At 38.9% G+C, this 17,501-nt stretch carries 19 protein-coding genes and 1 other annotated feature (1 of these 20 only partly in view); of the genes, 6 read left to right on the top strand and 13 right to left on the bottom strand.

The features are described 5' to 3' along the window. Positions 1-110 (bottom strand) — a binding site (T-box leader); it reaches 98 nt to the left of the window's first position. A gap of 148 nt (positions 111-258) precedes the next feature. Further along, positions 259-861, top strand: a complete 603-nt coding sequence (locus FZC41_RS11245) for a hypothetical protein (protein ID WP_148567507.1) — start codon at positions 259-261, stop codon at positions 859-861. Positions 862-952: 91 nt separating this feature from the next. Beyond that, positions 953-1,450 (top strand): ECF transporter S component, encoded by a 498-nt coding sequence (locus tag FZC41_RS11240; protein ID WP_148567506.1) that lies wholly within the window; start codon positions 953-955, stop codon positions 1,448-1,450. 73 nt (positions 1,451-1,523) lie between these two features. Here the strand turns inward: FZC41_RS11240 and FZC41_RS11235 are convergent, their stop codons facing one another. Further along, positions 1,524-1,997, bottom strand: a complete 474-nt coding sequence (locus FZC41_RS11235) for a gamma carbonic anhydrase family protein (RefSeq protein WP_148567505.1) — start codon at positions 1,995-1,997, stop codon at positions 1,524-1,526. A 133-nt stretch (positions 1,998-2,130) separates the two neighbouring features. Between FZC41_RS11235 and FZC41_RS11230 the strand changes: the two genes are divergently transcribed. Beyond that, on the top strand, positions 2,131-4,020 hold the full coding sequence (locus FZC41_RS11230; RefSeq protein ID WP_148567504.1) for an ABC-F family ATP-binding cassette domain-containing protein: 1,890 nt from the start codon (positions 2,131-2,133) through the stop codon (positions 4,018-4,020). Positions 4,021-4,195: 175 nt separating this feature from the next. Further along, on the top strand, positions 4,196-4,957 hold the full coding sequence (locus tag FZC41_RS11225) for an exodeoxyribonuclease III (RefSeq protein ID WP_148567503.1): 762 nt from the start codon (positions 4,196-4,198) through the stop codon (positions 4,955-4,957). Positions 4,958-5,222: 265 nt separating this feature from the next. On the opposite strand, the gene FZC41_RS11220 is transcribed toward FZC41_RS11225, so the two are convergent. The 6 genes from FZC41_RS11220 to FZC41_RS11195 form a co-directional block, all read right to left on the bottom strand. Beyond that, complete coding sequence (locus FZC41_RS11220; RefSeq protein WP_148567502.1) at positions 5,223-6,695, bottom strand: UDP-N-acetylmuramoyl-L-alanyl-D-glutamate--2,6-diaminopimelate ligase; 1,473 nt, start codon at positions 6,693-6,695, stop codon at positions 5,223-5,225. A 145-nt stretch (positions 6,696-6,840) separates the two neighbouring features. Further along, positions 6,841-7,530, bottom strand: a complete 690-nt coding sequence (locus tag FZC41_RS11215) for a DUF1638 domain-containing protein (protein WP_148567501.1) — start codon at positions 7,528-7,530, stop codon at positions 6,841-6,843. Positions 7,531-7,552: 22 nt separating this feature from the next. Continuing rightward, positions 7,553-8,257, bottom strand: coding sequence for a GntR family transcriptional regulator (locus FZC41_RS11210; protein WP_148567500.1), 705 nt, complete (start codon positions 8,255-8,257; stop codon positions 7,553-7,555). 17 nt (positions 8,258-8,274) lie between these two features. After that, positions 8,275-8,934, bottom strand: coding sequence for a cobalamin B12-binding domain-containing protein (locus FZC41_RS11205; RefSeq protein ID WP_148567499.1), 660 nt, complete (start codon positions 8,932-8,934; stop codon positions 8,275-8,277). Between the two features lie 207 nt (positions 8,935-9,141). Further along, positions 9,142-9,327, bottom strand: coding sequence for a hypothetical protein (locus FZC41_RS11200; protein WP_148567498.1), 186 nt, complete (start codon positions 9,325-9,327; stop codon positions 9,142-9,144). A 287-nt stretch (positions 9,328-9,614) separates the two neighbouring features. Beyond that, positions 9,615-10,244: a cobalamin B12-binding domain-containing protein gene (locus FZC41_RS11195; RefSeq protein WP_148567497.1), complete on the bottom strand. Its 630-nt coding sequence runs from the start codon at positions 10,242-10,244 to the stop codon at positions 9,615-9,617. A 241-nt stretch (positions 10,245-10,485) separates the two neighbouring features. Here FZC41_RS11195 and yedF point away from each other — a divergent pair, with 241 nt between their 5' ends. Together yedF and FZC41_RS11185 are read left to right on the top strand one after the other, a co-directional pair. Further along, positions 10,486-11,097, top strand: coding sequence for a sulfurtransferase-like selenium metabolism protein YedF (gene yedF, locus FZC41_RS11190; protein ID WP_148567496.1), 612 nt, complete (start codon positions 10,486-10,488; stop codon positions 11,095-11,097). Further along, on the top strand, positions 11,094-11,354 hold the full coding sequence (locus FZC41_RS11185) for a putative Se/S carrier protein (protein WP_148567495.1): 261 nt from the start codon (positions 11,094-11,096) through the stop codon (positions 11,352-11,354). The genes yedF and FZC41_RS11185 overlap by 4 nt, the downstream gene beginning before the upstream one ends. Here FZC41_RS11185 and FZC41_RS11180 read toward each other — a convergent pair whose 3' ends face one another. The 6 genes from FZC41_RS11180 to fdhD form a co-directional block, all read right to left on the bottom strand. After that, entirely contained in the window at positions 11,355-12,527 is a 1,173-nt protein-coding gene (locus FZC41_RS11180) for an aminotransferase class V-fold PLP-dependent enzyme (protein WP_148567494.1), read from the bottom strand. After that, positions 12,524-13,285, bottom strand: a complete 762-nt coding sequence (locus tag FZC41_RS11175; RefSeq protein ID WP_148567493.1) for an acyl-CoA dehydratase activase — start codon at positions 13,283-13,285, stop codon at positions 12,524-12,526. Before FZC41_RS11175 ends, FZC41_RS11180 begins: the two co-directional genes overlap by 4 nt. A gap of 8 nt (positions 13,286-13,293) precedes the next feature. Further along, on the bottom strand, positions 13,294-14,445 hold the full coding sequence (locus FZC41_RS11170) for a double-cubane-cluster-containing anaerobic reductase (protein ID WP_148567492.1): 1,152 nt from the start codon (positions 14,443-14,445) through the stop codon (positions 13,294-13,296). A gap of 227 nt (positions 14,446-14,672) precedes the next feature. Beyond that, positions 14,673-16,049: a [FeFe] hydrogenase, group A gene (locus FZC41_RS11165; RefSeq protein WP_148567491.1), complete on the bottom strand. Its 1,377-nt coding sequence runs from the start codon at positions 16,047-16,049 to the stop codon at positions 14,673-14,675. Positions 16,050-16,066: 17 nt separating this feature from the next. After that, positions 16,067-16,627 carry a 4Fe-4S dicluster domain-containing protein gene (locus FZC41_RS11160; protein ID WP_148567490.1) on the bottom strand — a complete coding sequence of 187 codons (561 nt, stop codon included), beginning with the start codon at positions 16,625-16,627 and terminating at the stop codon, positions 16,067-16,069. 22 nt (positions 16,628-16,649) lie between these two features. Next, positions 16,650-17,438, bottom strand: a complete 789-nt coding sequence (fdhD, locus tag FZC41_RS11155) for a formate dehydrogenase accessory sulfurtransferase FdhD (RefSeq protein ID WP_148567489.1) — start codon at positions 17,436-17,438, stop codon at positions 16,650-16,652. Positions 17,439-17,501 lie beyond the last annotated feature (63 nt).

Here is a 17,501-nt window from a genome sequence, read left to right as displayed (position 1 = left end):
GGAATCCTGTTCAAAGGTGATCTCCTTGAGGTATCTTTTAATAATCTTTCACCAAACCGATTACATCTCTGTTAAAGTTTTCCACAAGGCATCCTTATCATTACATTTTATATTGTTTCATTAATATTATTAATCGAAACGTCTGTTTCATATTCTATACAAAATCTTTAATAAAATCAAGTTTTTTGAAATCTTTATTCAAATATTTAAGAATATCGGGTATAATGATGGCATTATTAGAATAAAAAGGAGTTAAAAATGAAATTACGTTATATTCTGATTTCTGTCTTCATCATTGCGATTCTCATTGTTGGCACAATTTTTGTTTTTCCAAAGCTGATAAAAAATACAAATACCAGTGGAACAGCGAGCACTACTACACCAGCAACAGCACAACAAGAACAAACAACCAATACAACCAATACAACCAGCAATCAGCCATCTGCTACAGCGACAACAACCGTTACCGTGCCCCAAGAAATGCAGACTGTTATTGATACGAATACCGATGAAATCTTCGTTGATAATTCTAAAAAATTAGCCACCAGTTATCCAAATCAACTGATCCCACTTTATGGGGTTCTTGACGTTGCCGATTCTTATCAAATCACGAATGCAAACGGCGATCCCGGTTGGACGACGACCTATGTTTCAGGACTTGCAACGGGAGACATTGTATCTTTTTATCGTCCTCTTTTGGAGAATCAATCCAATTATTCTGAAGATACGGTATCCGATTCCACCTACCTCGATGCAACCGTTAGCGGATATTCAATCAGTATCACTGTATCTCCTAACAATTCGCAAAAAACGGATATGCCCGGCAACAGTTCCGTTACTATTTTCATCGAGCAAATCTAATGAAAGTCATCAAATATTTTCATCAGAATCTTGCATTTTGAATGAAATATGAGATAATCTATAGGAATACTATAGAAACTGAGGGCCTTTAATGAACAGTCAAACAAAAAAAATTACTTATTCCGCCTTAATGATGGCACTCGTCTTCATCATGACGTTTATCATCAGAATTCCCGTTTTCAATGGTTATATCCATTTAGGTGATGGCGCCGTCCTTTTATCGGCTTACATATTGGGACCCTGGGCTGGCCTTCTGGCCGCCGGGATTGGATCTGCCGGCGCGGATTATTTTGGCGGTTACAGCATTTACATGTTCCCTACATTTATAGCTAAGGGCTTGATGGCTTTTATCTTTGGATACTTCATCAAGCGCTATCCGGCAAAGAATATCCTATTCTTCGCATTTCCCGCGGTTATTGTCATGGCACTTGTCTATTATGTTTCGGAAGTAATCATGTATGGCAGCATCACCTCACCGCTTATCAATGTTCCTTTCAGCCTTTTACAAGGTTCAGTTGGGGTTGTCATTGTGACCATTCTCTACAAACCACTGGAACAATTTCAGTTGACTCCAGTGAAGTCGAAATAGAAAAAAGCTGTTGCAAACCCTATAAAGTGGTTTGCAGCAGCTTTTTTAATCTCATTTTTCAGCACCCCGTATTTTACATATAACGTTTCATCGTATCCAAATACTCTTCTGCATTATCGCGAATGGACTGCACTTCATCTTCATTTAAGTCTCTGATTCTTTTGGCCGGGCTGCCGAGAATCATCGAATTTGGCGGATATATCTTTCCCTGTGTCACCAAAGATCCCGCCCCAACGATGGAATTATCCCCAATTTTTGCACCATTCAGGATAATCGCACCCATCCCAATAAGAACATTGTCGCCAATTTCGCAACCATGAATAATGGCGTTATGTCCAATACTTACACCATTTCCTATAATAGTAGGATATCCCGGTGCCACATGGACCACCGTTCCATCTTGAATATTTGTTCGATCTCCGATGGTGATGGTATCCACATCTCCCCGGATCACCGTTTGAAACCAGATGCTGATATAATTTCCAAGCGTCACTTTTCCAACCACATCCGCACTTTTTGCAATAAAAGCAGTTTTCCCCAGCATCATTTTCCTCTTCGCCCTCATTTCTTAAGATGTCTTCATAATACCCTCTTTCGAACATTTTGTAAATAATTTTCCCGACTTCACCAACTACTTATGATAAAATAGACAATAAAACGAAAACACAAAGGATGAATCCATGAATATTGCAAGTATTGAAAATCTAAAAAAAAGCTATGGTGTGAAAGCACTTTTTAATAATATCTCCTTTAACATCTCCGATACCGATAAGATTGGTGTTATCGGAGTCAATGGTTCAGGGAAAACTTCTTTGTTGAAAATCATTGGTAACCTGGATACTCCTGATGAAGGCGAAGTGAAATTCTTTGGGTCCAAACGAGTGGGAATTCTGCCCCAGGACCCGGACCTTGATCCTGACATAACGGTTCTCGATCAGGTATTTAGCGCCAATTCCCCGGAAATGAATCTTGTCAGAGATTATGAATCAACCCTGATGGCGTTAGAGCAATCTCCTGAAGATGTCTCCTTGCAAAAGCGCATGTTGAGCTTATCTCAAAAAATTGATGATGAAAATCTCTGGAACCTTAAATCTCAGGTGGAAACCATTCTGTCTCAACTGGGCATTTCAGACTATGACAAACGCATCGGGCATCTTTCCGGCGGACAGCGGAAACGTGTTGCTATGGCTTCTGCTTTGCTCACTCCCTGTGATCTGCTGATTCTTGATGAACCGACTAATCATCTTGATAATGATACCATTGCCTGGTTGGAAAATTACCTGCTAAACCGTCATGAAGCATTGCTGATGGTAACCCATGACCGTTATTTTTTAGATCGGGTGGTTAATCGAACCATTGAGTTGGATAAAGGAAATCTGTATGAATATGACGGAAACTACTCGAATTTTTTAGAACAAAAAGCGAACCGAAAAGTTGTTCAGACCGCCATTGAAGAAAAGCGCCAAAATCTTTATCGCCGCGAGCTTTCCTGGATACGCCGGGGCGCCCGGGCGCGAACGACCAAGCAGAAAGCACGGATTCAGCGTTTTGACGAAATAAAAGATCGTGCCACAGACCTGAGCGAAACGCAATTGGAAATATCGGTTGGTTTTACCCGACTTGGTAAGAAAGTCATTGAAATCGATCATTTAAAAAAATCCTTTGGCGCCCAAACAATCATTGCCGATTTTAGTGTCATTCTTGGTCAAAACGAACGCATTGGCATTATTGGTAAAAATGGTCTTGGAAAATCAACCCTTCTCAATCTCATTTCCGGGAAACTGAAACCCGACTCGGGCACTATCTCCCTTGGCGAAACCGTCAAGCTCGGTTACTTTTCTCAGGAATCTGAAGATATGGATCTTAACCTTCGATGTATTGACTATATTCGAGAAAAAGCCGAGTACATGGAAAATTCCCATGGCGAAACCGTTACCGCGGCACAAATGATGGAATTGTTTCTATTTGATAAGAATAGTCAGTGGGTCTACATCTCCGAATTATCCGGGGGAGAACGCCGACGTCTCTATCTCTTAGGCATTCTGATCATGGCTCCGAATGTTCTTCTCTTTGATGAACCAACCAATGACCTGGACATTGAGACCCTGACCATTTTAGAGTCCTACCTTGATGATTTCCAGGGCGCAGTATTGATTGTTTCCCATGACCGTTATTTTCTGGATCGCACCTGTGAACAGATTTATTCTTTTGACGGCAACGGCGTGATCACCACCCAAACTGGGAATTATTCGGACTACATTGCCAAACATCCATTAGGATTTAATAAACAGGAAGAACCGGTAGAAAAAGCGGTCAAAGCAAAAGTCGATAAACCCAAAATTCGAAAGCCTGGTTTGACCTATAAAGAAAAGAGAGAACAGGAACTTTTAATCGATACCCTGGAAAAGAAAGAAAAGCGGCTGGATGATGTGACGCAGGAAATCGCTATCGTCACCAGTGATTACACCACCCTCCAGGAATTATCGGAAGAAATGGCTGCTTTGGAAGAAGAAATACTTGAAATCATGGAACGACTTGAAACTCTGGAAACACTGGAAAATGGAATTTGATATTGAATCTTGACAAAATGCAACCGTAAGTCCGGGAGATAATAGTAACATCAGTTGTCGGCATCATGCCGAACAGGCGTTAGCCTGTCCGATTATGCAGCAGACAACGATTTACTATTATCTCCCAGACGATTTATAACTTATTGTAATTATTATACAAATTGAAAGGTGACTTATGAAAATTATTTCTTGGAATGTTAACGGCATCCGCGCCGTTGAGAAAAAAGGGTTTATCCCCTTTATTGAAGCAGAACAGCCGGATATTTTATGCCTTCAGGAAACGAAAGCCCACGATCATCAACTGGAGGAAAGTTTATTGAATATTCCGGGCTATACCGCCTATTTTCATTCAGGCGAACGGAAAGGTTACAGCGGAACCGCCGTTTATTATAAAACAGCACCACTCACCATTAAAACCGGCCTTTCCGACCCAATTTTCAACAACGAAGGGCGAACCATTATCTTGGAATACCCTGACTTCATTCTCTATAATGTCTATTTTCCAAACGGACAAAAAGATGATGAGCGCCTTCAATTTAAAATGGATTTTAACCATTGTCTTTTAAAGGATGTCCAAGCTCTCTTAGAGTCAGATAAAAACGTCATCGTCTGCGGCGACATCAATACCGCTCATCGGGAAAGCGACTTGAAAAACCCTAAAGAAAATTCCAAGCGATCCGGTTTTCTTCCGATCGAACGGGCCTGGATTGATGATTTTCTCAATATCGGCATGGTGGACAGCTGGCGTATCCAGCACCCGGATGAAATTAAGTACAGCTGGTGGTCTTATCGGTTTAATGCCCGAAACAACAATGCCGGATGGCGGATTGATTCCTTCTTCGTCTCTGAAAAGTTTATGCCAAAAGTTGATTCCACCGATATTTTAAATGATGTAACCGGCTCTGATCATTGCCCCATTGTATTAACCCTCAAATAAATTAAATCGCCCTGTTGATTATTAATGTCGAAAAATCATATTGGGGTATATCTAATTTATGCCTGTAGGGGCGATCCATTGATCGCCCGAAAACGTTGATTTTTTGTAACAACGTCACGAGGCGATCATGAATCGCCCCTACAGCATGGTGTTTTGCACAATCTGCAACAAACTAAACATTAATCATGGCAAATAGGCATCAGCCTGTCCGATCATGCCTCCGACAACGATTTACCATTGTCAGCCAGGACGTTTTTAGACAACCCTATTTAAGCCTGGCTATGGCTTCTCTGACCGTATCCCATTCGTTGTAATATAACGTTTCATCTTTCATAATCTCTTGCTTTTCATGGCCTTTTCCGGCTAGAACCAGTACATCACCAGATTTACACAAAGATGCGCCAAAACAGACGCCTTCTTTACGTGTTTCAACAGTGTAGTACTGATCGGTTTTCTCTCGAACACCTGCTGCCACGGCATTAATAATATCCATCGGATTTTCACTGGCAGGGTTATCTGAAGTTACTACCACGATATCTGCGAACTCTCCGGCTATTCGTCCCATAATCGGTCTCTTTTCCTTATCGCGGTCACCATTGCATCCGAAAACCAGGACAATTCTCCCTTTAAATATCTCTCTAATTGATTTCAGCAATTTTTCCAAAGAATCTGGGGAATGTGCATAATCAATAACGACATCAAAAAGAGCATCAGCATCTAAATGCTCCATTCGACCTTCAACACCAGGCATTGATGCCATTGCTTTTTTTATAATCGCCATCGGCACACCTTCTTCAATGGCATTAATCATCGCTGCCATTGCATTGTAGACCATAACCTCGCCAGGAATACTTAAAAATATTTCTTCCTCCCCAACTGGCGTAATAAGGGTGAAAGTCGTCCCGTTTATATTAAAAACCATATCACTGGCTACATAATCATTTGTTGAATTTTTTCCATAGGTAATGATCGGAGTATCTGTTTTTTCTTCAAGAATTTCACATAACATTTGCCCCCATTGATCATCTCCATTAATAATATTCGCTTTCTTGACATGATAAAAAAGTTTGGCTTTTGCGTCAAAATAGTTCTGGAAAGTCTTATGATAGTCCAAATGATCTTGGGTAAGGTTGGTAAAAATGCCATAATCAAACGCCACCCCGTTTACCCGATCCAATGCCAGGCCGTGAGAAGATACTTCCATAAACAAATGTGAACAATCAGCATCTTTCATTTCTTTAATGATTTCTTGAATCTCCAAAGATTCAGGTGTCGTCCGCCCGCGATTGTCAATGACTTCATCTTCAACCAAATTTTGGATTGTTCCAATTAAGCCGCATTTTTCTCCATTCATTTCGAAAATATGTTTAAGCATATACGTTAGCGATGTTTTTCCATTTGTTCCGGTCACGCCTGTTACCACCATCGATTCTGATGGTTTATGATAAAAACGATTTGCCAGTAAACCAAGAGCAAAGCGAGAATCCGAAACTTTTATATAGGTAACGTTTTTATCATACTCGGCCAAATCATTTTGATAAACGACCGCGCATGCTCCCTGATCGATTGCGTTTCCTATGTATTTATGACCGTCTGTTATATATCCAACAATCGCAACAAAAATGCTTTCTTTTTCTGTTTCTTTAGAGTTGTATACGACCTTGCTTATTTTCTTCTCAGATATATTGTTCTTTATTTCCAGAACTTTTAAATCTTGAATTAATTCTTCTAATTTCATCCTGTTTCCTTCCTAATTTATCCTTAAAAGACAGTACTTTCTTATTATTATACTTCTTTGCGAATTCACTGTCTATAAAGGTATTTTTTAGCAACTAAAAAAGAGACGCTTATTCCGGCATCTCCTTACTAATTATTAAATTATTTCAAAAGACATTTTGGGTGCCGGTAACCGCACATTGCACACCAAAATCATCCTTTGTGATTTCTGTCCCTGGCGAGATCAGGACGACATGATGATCCCATTTAAGAGAAAGGAACATTTCCAAAAGTTCAACATCACCATTGGTAATTACAAAATCCAATTTAAGAACCTGGCTTAGATGTCTGGCACAATGAATCCAATTTTCCAAATCATAAGATCCATCGTCAATCATCATCAGCGACCCATAATTTTTAAACATAATTTCCATAATCATTTCGGCTCTTTTAGGACCGTATTTATTTATGGCATAATGATATTCTTCTTTTAATGACTTTTTTCCTTCCATCCAGCCTTTAGTGATAAAATAGGTTTCTCCCCGGAGTGCCTTTAGTCCCTTTTTTTTATGAAGCAGCATGTGAATACAATCTTCTGACCGCAGGAATGCCAATTTTGTATTGGCGCTGATCAGCCCAACTAAGCCCTTCCCACAATTTCCATATGCCAATAAAATCATTTCATAATCTTGATGGTTATTAATTTCTTCTTGCAGTGCATTTCTCAAATAATCAGGATTAATATGAAGATCCGAGCTCATCCAAATTGTATCATAAGTTATGTCAGTATTTTTCATAGCTAGGGTCATCTCATCTTTAATCATACTACATGCGATTAATAAGATACTTTTTTTCATCCCATACCTCTGTTATTCATAACTAATCAAAGGAAGCAATGGCCTCCAGTCCAGAATCATCTCCGGCAAAATACATGGATCCCCATCCAATTGGGTGATCTTTTTCATCAAGGAGCTTTTGCTCCACAACCAAAATAGCGTCACCTTCCATGACATCTAGGATTTGACTGACTTCATCCTTTGCTGCTATTGCTTTAATCTTCAACTTCTTGGTCATCGCAAATATTGAATTTTTTTTTGCTACCATTTCTGGAAAAGTCGCGTAACGAATTTCCTTTTCAACAATAGGAATACCGCGGTAATAAGGAATATATTTAACATCAAACGCCTTAACGTGTCCATCACTCAGAAAAACACGTTTTACCACAATAACGTGTTTATTTTCCGGAATTTCTAAATTAAAGCCAACCTCATAACTGGGTTTGACTACATTCACTTCAATAAGACGAATTTCTTCACCTTTCTTATCGGTAGCCATCATTTCATCAAAATGTAATGTGTACGAGTCTAAGTTCGGCTCACAAACATAGTTGCCTTTTCCCGGAATTGAATAAATATACCCTTCATTCACGAGAACCGCCAGGCCTTTTCTAACCGTCATTCGACTTACATTAAATTCCTCGCAAAGAAGATTTTCTGACTGAATAGCATCACCCGGTTTAATTTCTTCACTTGTTATTCTACCTTTTATCGCCTCAACTATTTTTATATACTCGGGGGATCCCATGTTCTCACCACCTTGGTCTATCTTCTAGTATTTTTCTGAGCGGACTTCTCTACCATCCATAATTTGCATTTATCAACACCCATCGTGACATCTTTTGTTGCATAATCTGCCCCAACAATCTCACCTGCTTTTTCATCTATGACAGCTCCTCCAATAATGATACGATAATCATCTCGGATTCCTTTGTTTATTAACTCACAAACAACCGCTCTCATTTCATAAATGGTCTCTTGCTGCATACCACTGAGTCCAATAATATCAGGTTTCACCGTTTCAACAGCTTCCATTGCCTGATAAAGTGAAACATCAGTCCCAATATCCACTACATCAAATCCAGCTGTTCTGGCAAATGAGCCGAATATATTTTTTCCAATATCATGGCAATCACCCGAAACTGAAAAGAGCAATATTTTACCAATTTTATTTTTTGGGGTAACCTTAGTAATTTCTTTTAGTTCGTCTAATTCCATCACTTCTTGAAAAATAATCCCAGCGAAAATCAAATCAGCAATAAAATAATCACTTGTCTCATATAATTTTCCCACCCGTTCCATTCCGATTTGCAACCAATTAAATATATCAATCGGTTTGAATCCTTTACGAATGGCAATTCGCACAAGCTCCAATGTTCGGTCTTCATATAATCCTTCAATGGATCTTACAATGCTCTGTTTCATATTTAAGCTCCACTTCCTAAACGGTGCAAAGTATTGACCTCATGCCATTCTCATATAAATATCGTGGCTCTGTCTAAGCAATTACACCTGAAATTCCTTATCAATTCTTCTTTATTATACCCTAATTTAGTTCTTTTGATAATGGTATAATCTGCCTTTATACAATAAAATTTAAAACTAGCATTCGAATTTAGAGACTTTTGCTTTTCATACATAAAGAGCAAAAGTCTCTAAACTATTATCTTTTTGACAGCGCATAATAACAAGCATCCAGTCAATAAATACACTTACTGCAATGCTTGATGCTAAAATTTTTTCTATCGGTTGCGAAACTTTTTTACCATTATTTACCCATACTTCAGCAATTTTTTGTTGAGTTGAAAAACCATTCACGATTTCATCCTTTTAAATATTGATTAACCATGAAATCGTTTGTCGAAATTATATCATACTTATATCGACCTGTATATACAAATATCTGCAAATTTTTATTTTTAAAAGAAAAATTTGCAGATTAAATGACAATTTCATATGATTTCAAGCGCTATTTGTCTCTTGATGCCTTCGCACAAATTTAAAAGAGGGAAGAGAATCAAAATTCTCTCCCCTCTTATGGATAATGCCCATGGCACTATCCATAGTTGAGTAATTATTTATATTTTTTATATTTAATGGAAGTTTTATACCCAAGCTTGACAGATCTTAACGCCTTCAGCCGCATTGGTAGTAAATTTATCGGCTCCAACATATTCACAAGATTCTTTAGTTACAGGATTTCCGCCGATAATAATTTTAGCATCAATACCTGCTGCTTTAAGTGCATCAACAGTTTCTTTCATCGAATCAATCGCTAGCGTCAACACGCCACTCATGCCAATAATCGCCGGTTTGCAATCTTTAGCTTTTTCAACGAAAATTTCTGGAGCTACATCGATTCCTAAATCAATGACTTCAAATCCAGCTGCTTCTGACATGCTCTTGAAAATATTTTTTCCAATATCATGTAAATCTCCATGCACAGTACCCAGAACAATCGTACCTGCAACGGTAGATCCGCCCCTGCCCAAAGCTGGTTTCAACACATTGATGGCTTCAGTTAATAATTCACCTGCAAAGATTAAATCGCCAACAAAATATTCACCTTTTTCAAAAAGATCTCCAACAATCCCCATACCAGCCTGACACGCGCCGACTGCTTCTAAAGCATCTTCTTCAGTTGGATTTGTTGCTACATATTCATTCAGTAAATCTATTACCTCATCTTCTTCTAAATCTCCAAGCGCTTGTGTTAATACTTTTAAATCTAACATTCAAATAACCCTTCCTTTTTTACAATATTTTGGAAATAAAAATACATGTGTGACATGTGTGTACATGTTTGCAATAATATGTTACACCTTTACATAATGTTTGTCAAGTAAACGCTTCCATTTTTTTGATATTTTTCCAAATATCCAACTCTAATTATTTGACAATTTACTTCGCTCTTGATTAAAATAACTGCCCTTGTTATAATAAAATACAACAAATACTTATCCTAGGAGGCTTGTTATGACTATTGATGCTCGCGGTAAAAATTGTCCTATTCCAGTTATTATGGCCAATAAAGAAATTGAAAAGAATGTTTTATCATTTACCATTTTGGTGGATAATGCCATTGCTGTAGAAAACTTAAAAAAGTTAGCTCAAAACAAGGGTTATGGTGTTGAAATTAAAGGCGTCGATTCTGACTATTCTGTCGATTTTATTGGTAATGAAAGCTCATTCCATGGAAACACTTCGGCTCTTTCTGATCTTTTCCCTGAAACAAATATTTCTACTCCCACTGATGACTGGGTCTTATTCATGGGCAAAGATATCATAGGTGCCGGTGACCCGGTTCTCGGCGGCAACTTAATAAAAATGTATTTTTACACTCTTTCCCAGGGGACCTCTCTTCCCAAAGCAATTCTTTTTATGAATGCCGGGGTTAAACTGCCGACGACGAATGACCAGGTTATTGAACATCTTAAAGTCCTTGCTGAAAAAGGCTGCGAAATTCTGGTTTGCGGTGCCTGCTTAGATTTCTATCAACTGACTGACCAACTTCAGGTTGGAACCATCAGTAACATGTATGACATTACCGAGAAAATAAACGGTGCTTCAAAGGTCGTCACTTTATGACGTATTATGTCATTACTTTTGCAAACACCCACTCAGCGATTACCACCCAGTCTCATTTGGAAACCTGCGCAAACATTTCAATTATGCCTACCCTCCGGGAGATTTCTGCCGGATGCGGCATCTCCATTCGTTTTTCACCTGAAGAGCTGAAACCTGTCATGGCATGTTTAGAGACTTGGATTTTAGCTCCTGAGATGTTTCAAATTTATGAAATAACTGAAAAAGACGGGAAAATCTTCCCATCTCCATTCAAATAATTATTTCGTGATTTCATTCAAAGCATTTAGACAATAATCCACTTCTTCACTCGTGTTAAAATGTCCCAACGATAGACGTATGGTGCCTTGAGGATAGGTGCCTAAAGTCTTATGGGCCAAAGGTGCGCAATGAAGACCCACTCTGGTCATAATCCCATAGCTCTGGTCTAATTCAAAAGCGACCTGGGCATTATCTTTCTTAACGCTGACAATGGATACTACGGCACTGCGATTATTAATATCAGGAATGCCGATTAAATCCAAGTTTTCAATACTTTGTATTCCTGATATCAATCTCTGCGTTAATTCCATTTCCATATTTAAAATACTTCCCAGACCTTTTTCTTGGAGATAATCCAAAGCCTTTGAAAGTCCATAAATTCCCGGGATGTTAAGTGTTCCGGATTCAAATTTGTCCGGTAAAAAATCCGGCATTTCAAAACTTTCTGATCGGCTTCCAGTCCCCCCCTGTACAAGAGATGTAATCTGCTCTGCCAGATCATCTTTCATAATCACTCCGCCAATCCCCTGCGGCCCCAACAAACCCTTATGCCCGGTAAAACAAAGGCCATCAATCGATGTTTCCGCCATATTGATTGGAAAGATCCCTGCCGTTTGGGCACTGTCTACAACAAATTTCAACTGGTGTTTACCGCAAATCTCGGCAACCTTTTCAATGGGCAATACTGATCCGCATACATTAGACCCATGGGTCATAATAATAGCTTTTGTGTTTTTCTGAATCAATGGCTCTATTTTATCCAGCTGTAACTTTCCCTGGATATCACAAGGCATAACGCTTATGGCAATCCCCTGCTGTTCTAGAAAATAAAGCGGCCGCATCACAGCATTATGCTCCATGCTGCTAACCAGAACATGATCTCCCGGTTTAAGCAAGCCTTTAATGACTAGATTTAGCCCTTCAGTTACACTTGAAGTAAAAATAACATTTTTAGATGGGTCCGAACCTTGATTAAATTGGAATAGTTTACACAGCTTCTTTCGGGTTTTATAAACCGTTTCTGCTACTTCATACCCCCATTTGTAATTTCCTCTTCCGACATTACACCCTCTGGTATCTAAATATTCCGCCATCGCATGCCCGACTCCCGGAGCTTTTGGAAAAGATGTGCTGGCATTATCAAAATATACACTTTTATCTGCAGTTTTCATAATCTCTCCTTTTGTTTCTCCCATCCGATAACAGCTGCCCCAATAGCTCCGGCATACTGACCTAATGGATGGGTTTTAATCGGTATTTCCAGATACTTTTCCAATATATTTCCAATGATTTTTGAATTAGACAATCCCCCGCTGAAAAAAATATTTTTTTTAAGCGGCAATCGTTGTGCAAAATGAGCCGTTCGTTCTGCAATAGAATGGATCACTCCTAATGCAATATCACCTGGTGAAATATCCTTTGCCAATAAACTGACTATTTCACTTTCGGCAAATACCGTGCACATACTGGAAATATGAACAGGAGTACAGAACTCAATTGTTTCATCCAGCTGATCCATTTCTATTTCTAAAATATTCATAGTATTTTCAATGAAGCGTCCGGTTCCTGCTGCGCATTTATCATTCATCAGAAAATCGATCACCTGGCTTTTTTGATTCAACAAAATGACTTTGCTGTCCTGACCTCCAATGTCGATAATTCCCTGAATATCAGGATTGAGAAATATGCTTCCCTTAGCATGACAAGTAATTTCAGTCACCTGTTTTTCAGCTTCTATCAGTAATTCTCGACCATAACCAGTCACAACCGTATAATTCACATCCGGGCGGTAAAGCTCATGATACAATCCATACAGACTTTTTTTAGGGTTGGCTGAAGTTGGAACAAGCATGGTTTTTACAATGCCTGTTCCGTCAAATAATACTGCTTTTGTTGTTTTTGAACCTGAATCAATTCCTAATGTAACCATTTTTTCTCCTAAAGCATTTCAATAAAAGCGGCCATTCGAGTATTTAATTGACCGACATCTGATTGGGAGAAATCTGTTTCAATACTCATATATGATTTTTCTTTCTTATCATTGACAAAACGTTTAATGCTCAACGTTTCCACATTATAAGTATGACAGGCTGTCAAGATCATATCCACAACACCATCCACCTGATATTCGTCAATCATGCGGTCCAGCATTTTGATACGATTCGGATTGGGCGTCATACAGGAACAACCAATATTTAGATATTTCTCTGCTAAAGCAGCATAAACATCAGGATTGCTTTCGTCAACCATCTCTTCAACAGCTTTTGCACCGCTGCAGTTTTCAAAAGCTACCACAACAGCGCCGTTATCTTCAATCGCCTTAATGACTTTTTCGGTTGCACCGCCAATTGGACATCCCGTAAGCAAGATACGCGGTTTTTGGGAGTATTTCTTTTCTTTCTTATATTCTGCAAGTACTTTTTCCTTTACCGCTTCCAGTTTTTCCGGAATACTTTTTCGATCAAATTCAAAGGTAGTTCCTGAAATAACTTTGAACACATCCTGTCCCAACATAGGTACTGGATCAAGCTTGGATAGTTCATAGAATTCTTTCAATGCTTTTCGTTCTTTGTTTTTCACTACAATGGCTTCTTTAACATCTTCTTCTGTAATTGTAACCCCGAACTGTTTTTCAAGCGTTTCTTTTAATCGGATGATTTCACTTTTCCATAGTTTATAGCCTTCTTCGCTTTGCGAATTCGGAAGTTCCATAACATGAACCGGCTTAAACTCTCTGAGATACTCATACATTTTCTTCTTCCCGTCACAAGTTGTTTCTCCCACAACCAAATCTGAAAAATAGAAATACGGACATTTGTCAGTTTTTCCAAATCCGTAACTTGATTTAATCAGCGGACAAAGGTTCCTGGGAAGATCTTTTTCTGCTTCAGAAATTGTCTCATCCGAAGATGCACAGAGAGAAACTGTGGCAGCTCCCATTGCCAATGCCATTTCCTGGGGAAAATAAGTGCAGAATATGCCAATAACAGGTATTTTCTGATCCTTAATTTTTTTCACTGCCAAGAATCCATTTCTTCTTGCTTCCGCAAATTCTTCGAAAATTTCAGGTAATTCGGTTTGTAATTTCATTGTTACACTCTCTTTCATTTATTAATTTTAATCCTACCATATAAGCAATGAAACATTTAAATATATTACCGCATTATAACCAACTGGAATACTTCAAATTTAAATATAACATTTCGTTATAACTAATTTAGGAGAAATAAAAAACAAACTCCTTAAGGAAATTATTATCCCTAAAGAGCTTGTCAACCGTCCAAAACAATCATTTTAATGCTGACTCAATCAATTTACTATTTTTTAAATTCATTTTCCCCGATACAATACTTAGTATGTAACATATGATGGGATTCTTTTCCGTTTGGAGTCAGTAAATACTCTTCATAAATTTTCACAATAGCTGGATTTTCATGAGATTTACGAATTGGCAGCTCAGCATCATGTGCATAAGTTCCTTTTGTTCTTGCCTCATAAGCCGCTTCTCTTTCACTGTCAAGAAGAAGCTTTGGCTGACCACCGCCACTGACGCATCCCACTGGACATGTCATTACTTCAATAAAGTGAAGGTCAAGCTTACCTGCTTTAATATCTTCAAGAACCGGTATGACATTTTTAAGACCGGTTACAATTCCAACTTTTAATTCAATGTCTCCAACCTGTAAGGTTGCTGTACGGAAGGTATCACTGCCGCGAACAGCAGTTACATCAACTGCCGGAATAGGTTTTCCGGTGATCAATTCATAACCCGTTCTGATTGCTGCTTCCATAACCCCGCCGGTAACACCAAAAATAGTTCCTGCCCCAGTATACATGCCCATTGGCTGATCAAAATCTTCATCCGGCAGGTGATTAAAATCAATGCCCATATCCTTAATCAGATAAGCCAGTTCTCTTGTCGTGATGGCAACATCTACATCTTGATATCCGCTGCTGTTCATTTCTTCACGGTTACACTCAAATTCTTTACAGGTACATGGCATAACTGATACGGTGAAAATTTTGGCTGGATCATAATTATCAAGCTTTGCGCCATAGGTCTTGAAAACTGCACCCATTTGCTGGGGCGACTTGCAAGTTGATAAATTATCTTTCATTTCCGGATAATTTCTTTCCAGGAAGGAAACCCAAGCTGGACAACAGGATGTGAACATTGGCAGTTTTCCACCTTCTGTGACGCGTTTTATCAGTTCAGTTCCTTCTTCCATAATGGTTAGATCCGCTGTGAAATTGGTGTCATAAATTTTATCAAAACCAATTCTTCGCAGTGCTGCCGCCAATTTTTTAGCTTCAACAGTTCCCAATTCTGCCCCAAAGTCTTCGGCAATCGCCATCCGAACTGCCGGTGCACACTCAACCATTGTAATGACGTTCTTATCGGCTAAAGCCGCTTTAACTTTATCTAAATTACAATTGTTGTAGGCTGCAAAAAGTGGTTCCTTAACGGTGGCCGGAAGATTACGTTCGGCTCTTTTTTGATCGTATACTTCTGCGCCATGTTCAACAATTGAAACATAAGATTTGCATTTCTGGACACATTGACCACACATAACACATTTATCATAATTAATTTCCTGTGCTTTTCCCTGTTCACCCTCGATTGCAGACACTGGACATACTTCTGCACATTCTCTACAACCGGTACATATATCTTTATCAATATTAATTATCACTCATTTGTCCCCCTTTCTTATAAATTTCCTGTTAATGATAATGCAATGGCAGCTTTGATATTCTTTTCTCGACGGTCTTCTTCCAGATTCACAAGTTTTAAAACATCGTGTGGACAAGTTTTTATGCAAGCGGGTCCGCCTTCAATATTTATGCAAAGATCACATTTATATGCGGATTTTCTCACTTCATCACTTCCGATTTGCTTAACCGCTTTGCCTTTTTTGGCAATCGGAAGCATTTCCAAAGCACCAAATGGACAGGCCATCATACAGTTTTTACAGCCAATGCAAAGGTCTTCATTGACATAGACAACACCATCTACTCTGGCAATTGCTTTTGCTGCACATGAATTGAGACACGGTGCATCTTCGCATTGTTTACACTGAACCGGCAAACAAAACTCTTCAAGTCTGGTTAAAAACAATCTGGGTGTAACCGGTATCTCAACGGTACCAACGGTGTGTGCAACTTTGTTGTCTTTTTGATTGTGTACGGTAAAACAGGCCACTTCACAGGCTCTGCATCCGGTACACTGATCATTACATGCGACAACAAATGAGCTTAAATTATTATTCATTTTACCCTCCATTTTCTTTTTATTATCTTAAATATTGAAAATATTTTCTCAAGTAATTTATTCTTTTTTTTTTAGTTATGAGTCTAAATAATTCATCTCCCAAATCGATTCGGTTGGGATGCGTGTATACATTCATCCGCTCTCCGCGAATAAATCCAACCAGAGTAATGCCTGCTTGATCAGCTTTCTCAATACTTAAACTCGTTGGCGCCGATTTTGATGCTACAATTGGAATGCCTGCCTTTTCTGCCTTCTGAAGCATATCCGATGAAATTCTTCCGCTCACTACAAGGATCTTATTTCTGGTATCGATGTCATTCAGGATGCAATACCCGATCACCTTGTCCACGGCATTGTGCCGTGCCACATCCATGATGGTTACCACTTCTTTTCCGCCATCATAAATAGCGACCTGGTGAAATCCTCCCGTCTCAGTAAAAAGTTCCGTTGGGGCGATATTCTTTTTCATTATTTCATAGATCGTTTGAATTTTCACGACGATTGGTTTCTCTAATGGTTCCTTTTTCGGGCTAGGGGCATATTCAGCAAGTTGTATTTTTGCAGTATACTTTTTTTCATCTATTTCGATATTTTGAATATCCTGCCTGGTGCCTGACATGCCGCAACTCGTTAGATAACCGACGACTAGCTCTTTCAGATTTTCGGGTGTACAGTTAAGCGTACAAAGGTCGTTGCCATTAACCTTCAGCTTAAAAGGATATTCAGTAATAATTGTCTCGTCAACAACATCCGATTGTTCACCCTGGACTTTTATAACTGCTAGCTTTAAAAAGGTATCCAAATTTGCCATCCCCTCCTTTTTCTCCTCGTTATGTTTTGCTATCAGAAATCAGACTGCATCAAAGGTTTGCAT

This window comes from Acetobacterium paludosum, assembly GCF_008086595.1.
GTDB classification, from domain to species: domain Bacteria; phylum Bacillota; class Clostridia; order Eubacteriales; family Eubacteriaceae; genus Acetobacterium; species Acetobacterium paludosum.
This window is presented reverse-complemented; position numbering and strand designations above follow the sequence as displayed.